The organism is Tahibacter sp. (assembly GCF_032229445.1).
Taxonomy (GTDB): Bacteria; Pseudomonadota; Gammaproteobacteria; order Xanthomonadales; family Rhodanobacteraceae; genus Tahibacter.
In genome coordinates this window covers 1-8,195 of sequence record NZ_JAVTWC010000077.1, presented here as the reverse complement: position 1 = coordinate 8,195, position 8,195 = coordinate 1, and the positions used below count along the sequence as shown (strand labels likewise).

Annotated in this window: 4 protein-coding genes; all 4 read right to left on the bottom strand. The window is 62.4% G+C overall.

The window, feature by feature from the left end:
• Nucleotides 1-9 precede the first annotated feature (9 nt).
• Entirely contained in the window at nt 10-1,752 is a 1,743-nt protein-coding gene (locus RUU78_RS13590) for a S8 family serine peptidase (protein WP_313917450.1), read from the bottom strand.
• Nucleotides 1,753-1,919: 167 nt separating this feature from the next.
• Complete coding sequence (locus RUU78_RS13585; protein WP_313917448.1) at nt 1,920-3,542, bottom strand: choice-of-anchor Q domain-containing protein; 1,623 nt, start codon at nt 3,540-3,542, stop codon at nt 1,920-1,922.
• Between the two features lie 61 nt (nt 3,543-3,603).
• Nucleotides 3,604-5,034 carry a DUF4394 domain-containing protein gene (locus RUU78_RS13580; RefSeq protein WP_313917446.1) on the bottom strand — a complete coding sequence of 477 codons (1,431 nt, stop codon included), beginning with the start codon at nt 5,032-5,034 and terminating at the stop codon, nt 3,604-3,606.
• A 447-nt stretch (nt 5,035-5,481) separates the two neighbouring features.
• A complete protein-coding gene (locus RUU78_RS13575) occupies nt 5,482-7,893 on the bottom strand; it encodes a winged helix-turn-helix domain-containing protein (protein ID WP_313917445.1) in 2,412 nt (803 codons plus the stop codon).
• Between the last annotated feature and the right edge of the window lie 302 nt (nt 7,894-8,195).

Genomic DNA, 8,195 nt, shown 5'->3' with positions numbered 1-8,195 from the left:
AAGTAGCGATCAGAATATCGCTTCTTGGCCTCCGGCCGTGCGGGGCAGCTTCAAGACGACGCTCTGATCAAGCATGACTTTGTTCGTCTGATCGAACATCGAAGCGAGATCGGGCATGCCATAGCCTTGGTTATTGCTGGGCAGGCTGTCTCCCGAGCTGACGCCATTCAGCCATATGGGATGCGCCATCAACCACGCCTTCATGGCGGACGGACTGGGCGGCCGGGTGCCGCTGAGCGCCTGAATCGAACCCTGCCCATCGGACTGCAACCAGTGCCACACCAGAGAAACCAGACCAGCGACAGCCGGGGTCGAATGACTCGTGCCGGACGATGCCGCAAAGATGGTCTGACCTTGCGGATAGTAGTGATCGCAGACACCGGTGCCGATATCGACATAGCTCGGGTGGATGCTGGCGCGGGCCTGCACATGAGTACCCGGCGCCACGAACTCGGGTTTGACGCGTTGGCCCGGCGCAGGGCCGCGACTGGAGAATGTCGCGATGTCATTCGCGTTGTCGGCATCCAGCAGTCCCGCACCGCAGCCATCGATCCATTGCGGACGAACGTTCTCGGATGCGCCGACCGTAATCACATTCTTGCCGGTGCCGGGCGCGCCGATGCTGGCAGCGCGAGAACCGTCGTTGCCGGCCGCGAACAGGATGATCTGTTGCTGATTGCCTGGGGTTTGCGGATCGGCGTCACGCACGCCCGCGTCGTAGGCCTGCGCGCCAGTTTCATAGGTAGTCGGCGGCGGCACGCTGCCCCAGGAGTTGCTGCTGATGAGAGCGCCGCGTAGCCAGGTATCGCGGATCAAACCGGTTTCGTCATTGCCGCAGTTGGCGACCGAATGTTGCGGTACAAAGATGGCTGTACTGGCGATCCGGCCGAACGGATTGACGCCCAGGCCCAGTTGATGGCCGTCGGTGTCTTGCCACGGCCATCCCGTGGCCTGGTCCCAGCCGGCGACGATTCCGGCGTTGAGACTGCCATGCCCATCGGTGGCGTACACCGCGCTGTCCGGTCGGCTTGAACAGTTGCGAAACGAGACTACGCGGCTGGCACCGAGCAGATTGCCACCGGTGCGCAACATCGAGTCCGCAGTAGCGACGACACCTGCACCGCTGCCGCCCTCATGGATCGGGCTGTCTACGACATCGACGATCGGATAGTCGTCTGGGTTCTGGCTGAAACCGAGGTCGATCAACGTTTCGAGATAGTCCGGCGTCTGCGCATGCGGCGAAAGATGCCCGGCCAGGATCAGATTCTGCTTCTCGTCGTACTGGCGCATCTCCAGCTTCGGCCCGATGAAAGTAACGTCAGGCAACGCCGCCACGCGCAGGAGATCGTCGCGCCGCAACAAAAGCGTGACGTTCGCGTAGTCGAGCACCTCGCTCCATTCTGGATTGGCACTGCTCTGGCCTGCCGGCGCCTGCTGCGCCATCGGCACGCGAGCCAGCGATTCAAGCAGCCGGCGCGTGGATGACCAGTTGCCGTGGCGATACACCTGGATGACGACGGCTATCTCGTCCTGCGCCGACGTACCGGCCGGCGCCGCGCGCAACGAGGCTTCAAGTTTGCGATCGGCGTCGAACGCTCTGATCGATCGCAGCCAGGTGGTGCGTGATGGTAACTCGCTCAGACGTTCCAGCGCCGAATCGCCGTTCGCCCACACCAGATAGTGATAGTCGCCCAGATAGTGCACCGGCCGCACACCATTGCCGCGCAATGTACTCAGCCAGGCGCTGCGCACCGGACCGCTCAATTCGACGATATTCAGACCGGGGACGGGCAGTGAGCCATGCGCCGTGTTCGATGGCGAAGACGCCGAAAACGCCAAAGCCGGATCGAGGAGGGCAGCGGCAATGCCGATGACGATCGGATACGCCAGCGGAGCCAATCGCATGCGCAAGACCCTGCTCATGGCGATGCCTGCTCCATGCCGTGCGCAAAGATGCGCTCGACCGAACCGGGCAGGGGTTGGGCTTCAAACGCGCCGATATCCGCTTCGTCCCCGAAAACGCGGACGAACCCGGGACCGCGCTGGTCATGGCCGAGTTCGAAGTAGTCGTTGCCCGCATCGATCGCCGCGCTGCCCTTGCCAAGCGCATGTGTTCGTGTCGGCCCACCATTGTCGGCCAATGGCAGCACATTCGGGTCAACACGCAAGGTATCAGCCGGAAGCAAGACCGCCTGCTGGACGTCGACGATGATGTTGCTGGCGCCATAGATCGTCAGCCGATCGCTCTTGCCGATGTCGGCACCGCTGGCCGCGATGTTGTTTGCGATCACGTTGTTCTGCAGTTCGACGATTAACGGAAAATCGAGCTCGTCGAAGTAGATGCCGCCGCCGGTCTCTGCGAAATTCCCGACGATCGTGCTGCTGCGAATGGCCACCCAACCCGCTTCGGGTCGCACCATCAGGCCGGCACCGGTATCGGCGACGTTGCCGGAAATCGTGGTGTTGATGATCTCCAGTCCATGTCTGGCGTCCACATTCCCACCACCTAGGGTCACACCGCCGCCGAGATCGCGTGCGCTGTTGCCGTCGATCGTCGATTCGATGACGGTTCCGCCGCCCTGAGCCGTCACGCCGCCGCCCCAGACGAACGCATACGGCGTTTCCGGATCGGCCAGCGACGAACTGTTGTTGCTTACCGTGCTGCGTATCATGGTCAGTTTGCCCCACAAATTCACAGCACCGAAGTAGATGTAGCCGTAGTCGTTGACGTCGGTGATCTGGACGGTGTTGCCGGTGATACGGCTATTGATCAACACCAGATCGCCTTCGATGGCAATGGCCGATCCGCCGGCGGCACCATCGACCACGATGCTGCTGTCGCGAATCGTGCTGTCTTCGACCAAGGCATCGCCGAGTGCACGCAGACCGGAGCCAATACCAAACGGCGCGTCGGAAATCCGGCATCCGCTGATGGTTACGTCACGCAGTTCGACATCGCCATTGGATAGCAGGCAGCCGCCTTCATAGTCGCTGCCGGTCGCCAGCAGACCATCGACCAACGACACTCCGGATATTTGCAGGCGTCCCGAGCCTTCATGAGCGATCACGCGGCCGGCATTGTCGCCATTGATCGACAACACGGTGCTGCCGGGCCCGCTGATCGTCAGGTTGTCGACCTGTACCGGGATTTCGCCACTGGTCAGAGTGATGGTGCTGCAGTTGAGCGCCTTGAGGTCAATCGTGTCGCCACTGCCCGCCGCAGCGACGACAGCGCGCAGGCTGTCAGCGCTGCCATCGTCAGCACAGCTATTGACCGGCAAGACGTTGCCTGAGATCACCGCTTGCTGGGGCGCGCGATCCCGGACTGCGGCGGCACCGCCATGATTGAAGATGCGTGCGCGCTGTGCGCTGCGCGCATTCGCCTCCGCCGCGCCGCGGGCCTGCGTGACTGGCGCTATCGTTGTGGCCAATGCCGACGGGAGGGTGGCCAGGGCGGATGCCAGTGCGACACACATACTGACGACAAGTGCTTTGCGCTGAAGCCTGAACGACAGGCCAGCGGAGGGAGAAGTGCGGCTCATGGATTGTTCCTGCTCTATCGATGCTGACGTCATTGCGGTCGTGGTGGCTACAACTGCCGGATCAGATCCCGGGGTCGAATCCGCTGGCGAAGATGCGATCGGTGGGCTCTGCCGGGACGACAGTCAATCGCACCGGAATCGCGATCTTGTTGCGTTGCAGATCGTTGCTGTGCACGCAGACGTGGGTCTCGTAGACACCGGCCGCGAGATGGCGCGCATCCAGAAACAGATCCACTTCCGCCGAGTTGCCGGCAACCAGCGGCGCCGCGGCATACGGACTCAACGACAGCCAGCTGACGTCGCGCTCGATGTTGCACGGTCGCGTCGCCGTCATCGCCGCAAGAGCGATGCGTGGTCCATCCTCAGCCAGCACTTCGGTCAACGTGGCGGTGCCGGTGCTGGCGTCGACTCGATACATCGCGGCAATGTTGCTGGCCCCGTCCAGCGCCGACAGATAGAGAGCGTTGTCGGAGGGATCAATCGTCAGTCCAGCGACATTCTCCGCATCGAAACCAAGCGGGCCGATCGTGTAGCCGCTGACATGGCCCGGATCGCTATAGGGATCGAACTTGACCTGCACGAGCAGATCATTGCTCGTGTCGATGGCATAGATGCGGCCATCGGCGTCAACCGCGATCCCTGCGTACACTCCGCGCAGTGCGCGACGCAGCACGTTGATGGCACCTATACGGAAAGTCACGCCGGTGGCTGGATCGATGCGATAGACGGTCGCTGCATCATTTGTCGCAGACAGACCGTAGAGCATGCGCTCGAGCGGATCCCAAGCCATGCCGGTCCAACCGGCTTCACCGGGTAGCGGCCGGGTCGCTGCGTTGATGACACTGGTCTGGCCGGTGGTGGTGTTCACTGTCAGCAGGCCATTGCTGTTGCTGAGCAGGAATTGCTTGCTGAAGTCGTTGTCGACGAACGTGCCGGCCCGGATCGCGCTCAACTGCGCCGGAACCGGAACCGAAACCAGTGGCTCGGCGAGATCGAAGGCGATGTAGTTCTGCTGACCCGCGTCCTGCGTGATGGCGTACGCGGGCAGAAGCGCTGTTGCGCCGCGCGACGTGTTGGGGGCGTCGACGATGGTATCGATTGGTGTGACGTTGCCGGCGCTGTTGCTTTCGCCGAGAGTCCAGGCCAGCAGGCCTTGGCCACTATTCGAGATCGTCAGCAACCGACGAGAAATGCTGCCGACCGAAGTCTGCACGTCGAATTCGTTCTGGCTCAACGCGATGCGCGGCTGGCGTGTGGTCAACCGCAGCCGGGCGGTAGCGGTGTACGGGGTCCCGCCAGGCGCCGCGTAAGAAGTGACCGTGTAGCTCGCATCGCGGTTGGCGACCGCGATCAGTCGTTCTTCGAACACGATCTGCATATTGCCTCGTTCGACCGCGAAGTCGACCGTGCGGATGAGAGCGCCGTCACGCCGGATCTCGTGGTGGTTAAGAACCACCGGGCTTTGATTCCGCACGATGAAACAGAGATTCATCGTGTCGCCAGCCGCGGCCGTCCGCTGCTCATCGCTGGTGGGCGTCGCGCAATACTGCGGTGCCTCACGCGGTGGGATTACCGGATACAGCGTAACGTACAGGATGACTTCTTCGCCGTTTGGGGCGGAGGTCGCTGCTGTAGCGCCACCAAACGGACACGCAAACGAAAGCAGCAATACCCAAAGGGCCTGACGGAACATGAGTGAAATTCCCCGGAAGCTGGACGACAGCGATGCAGGACGATCCATCGCCGCCCAATCAGCGTCGGGCATTCAGTAAAATATGTCGTGAAGGTTACGCGTCCGTTTCAAGAACGCATCACGAATGAATCGCGAAAAGCACGAGAGATGAAGCCGATCAGCACAGGATCCGGGCACGACAGCAGGGTTGGCGGGCGGCATCGTCATTCGGCCTGCCCGCCTCGCCGTCAGCACCTGCGGGAAAATTCAGCGAGACGCCGGCGCATCCGCTGTCACCGGCGCCACCAGCAGCGCAGGCGGAATCTGTCGCTCACGGCCTAACACTCTGGCCTGTACCAGAGCGGCCCGCCAGACTACGGTTTCGCCCAGTTGTTGATACAGGCGGACCTTGAGCACGGCGCAGTCGAAATCACTGTCCGACCAATGCAGCGCGCGGCTGGCGACGCTCGTGGCCGCCGCAATATCGCCAGCGTCAAGCAACGCGTTCGCATACGCGACCGAGGCTTGCCCGATATAGGCGGGCACGCCTTCCTTCAAAGCCAACTCCAATGCCGCCTTGAACGCTGACTCAGCGGCAACGCTGTCGCTGTTCGCTCGCGCCACCTCAGCCGAGGACAGCAAGGCGCGGACCTTGGCCTCGCTGTCGCTGAGCGGCGCCGCCCAGTCGGAGAACACCTGCGCCTCGATTGCCGCTTCCCCATCGCGCCCCAGGATCAGCAAGGCACGCACCAATTCTCTCCAGGCTCGACTGCGCTCGCCGCTGTCATCACCCAGCACGAGCACCCGCAATGCATCGCGAGCCAGTTGCACGGCCGCTTCGGGGTCCCCGGCCATGCGCCGCAGCTCAGCGAGCATCGCGTGAATCCGTGCCTGCGTACTCTCGCTGGCGCGAATGCTGTCATCGAACTGCAACTGTTGCAGGCGTGTTTGCGCTTCCAGCAATCGGCCGCTTGCCGCCAGTGCATGCGCACGCAATATGCCCAGGTTCGCGCGAGCCGCGACCGCGGGAGCCTCCGGGAACCGTGTATCGAAATCCTTGCCGACGGCGACAGCGTCGTCGGCTGCAAGCAACAGCAGCAAAGCCTTGATCTTGGACGCATAGGCCTGCGGCAGACCGTTGAACGTGCGCAGCGACTCCATCCTGCGGATCGCCTTGTCCAGCAGCGTCAACGCGTTCGCCGGCCGGTGGCGCAGGTTCTCCAGCGCGCCTTCGTTCGATTCGAGTGCCGCCAGCGAAATCATGTCGCCCGCCATTTCATAGGCGATGCGTGCCTTGGAAAACTCTTCGGCAGCCTGGTCGTATTGACCTTGCATTGCGTGGGCAATACCACGCCCTCCGACCACCTTGCCCATTTCTGCCGGTACGTTCCTCCCTTCGAAAAGTCCGGCAGCGGCTTCGAAACTGTGCAGGGCGAGTTCGGCCTCGTCCCTGCGCAGATCGACGATGCCTTTCCTGTACAGGATGCGGCCACGCAAGATGGGATCTTGTTCCACGGTCACGTCGTTGATCAGTTGCTCCAACTGCTGGTGCGCTGCTTCGTAGCGACCAAAGCGTTCGTCGATATCGGCAACGCGCAGGCGTACCTGCGGTGATTGGCGCAGCTCCTCCGGGGCTTGCTTCAACAACTGCTCCGCCATCGAGAGGTTGTCGCTGAGCACCGCCGCTTCGATCTTCGACAATAGTTCCTGTACGGGCAAACTGGTTGCCACGACAAAACTGTCGTCGGCCACCGCATGACCCAGCCTGAGCAATAGCAGTTTGGTTGCGGCATGGGCCGCGGTCAGTGCATCCGCATCACTGGCCGTCGCTTCGATTGCGGGATCGTCGCCGGATTTGCCCACGACAAGGCGAACCGTCCAACCCATCGCGTCCTCGCTTGCCAAAGGCGTGACGATGTACTGCGCGCCGGTTGCCGTGCGCGTGATGACGGCCAGATCCGCATCGTTGTCGCGACTCAAGGCAATGATGCTGCTGGCAGGAACGACCTGCAGCCCGGCCGAGCGGAGTTGTTCGCCGATCCGATCCATCATGCCCAGACGCAGCCAGACCCACTCTCGGTCGGCACTCACTTCGACCGGCAGCACCGCCATCAGCGGTGCACTGTTCGGGCTGATCGCCGCTGGCGTCGGCACCTGCTGGATCCGGTAGCGGTCGTATGCCCAGATCGCGCCAGCAATGACGATCATGGCCAGCACGGGAATGCCGATGACCCACGCTCCGCCCCACCGCCCTGGGCGCTTCGCAGGGACGGCATCCGTCGCCGCATCAGCGCGCGGAGCGGGCACGTCCGCCTTTTCTGTGGTGGCTGAGGTTTGCGCGGTCACCGGCGCGTCGTTCGGCAACGGCTCCACCTCACCAACCCATCGGTAGCCAAAGCGGGGGATCGTGCGGATCAGGAGTTGATCGGTGCCGGTGTCACCTACCGCGCGGCGCGCCTTGACCACGATCTGGCCGAGCAGATCGTCACTCACGTCACCCTTGCCCCAGACCGCAGCGATCAGTTCATCGCGCCCGATCGCACGATCGTTGTGAGCAATCAGATACGCGAGGCAATCAAATACTTTCGGCGAAAGGGTGACCAACGTGCTGTTGCTGTGAAGCTCGCGGGTAACGTCATCAATCGTGCAGGAGGTGGCAGGAATGCGATAGCGAGGCATCGGTCGAGGATAGAGGAGGTTGCTTTGACATGTACAGTTTCAACCCCGCTGCCGTGCCCATCGCCCCCTTCAAGGGGCTTTGTGGTCCCGACTTGTCCTTTTGCCCTGGCATTCTGTCAGGCGTTCTAAGAATCCTCGGAGAAGGGGCGGAACGAGCCCATGCTTTCGGAGCCCCCTTGAGTCAAGGGGGGTGAAGAGTGATCGCTCAGAACCGCAGGTTCTGATCACTCTGAACGCCCAACGGGCCGGACGAAGAGTGATCGCTCAGAACCGCAGGTTCTGATCACTCTGAACGCCCAACG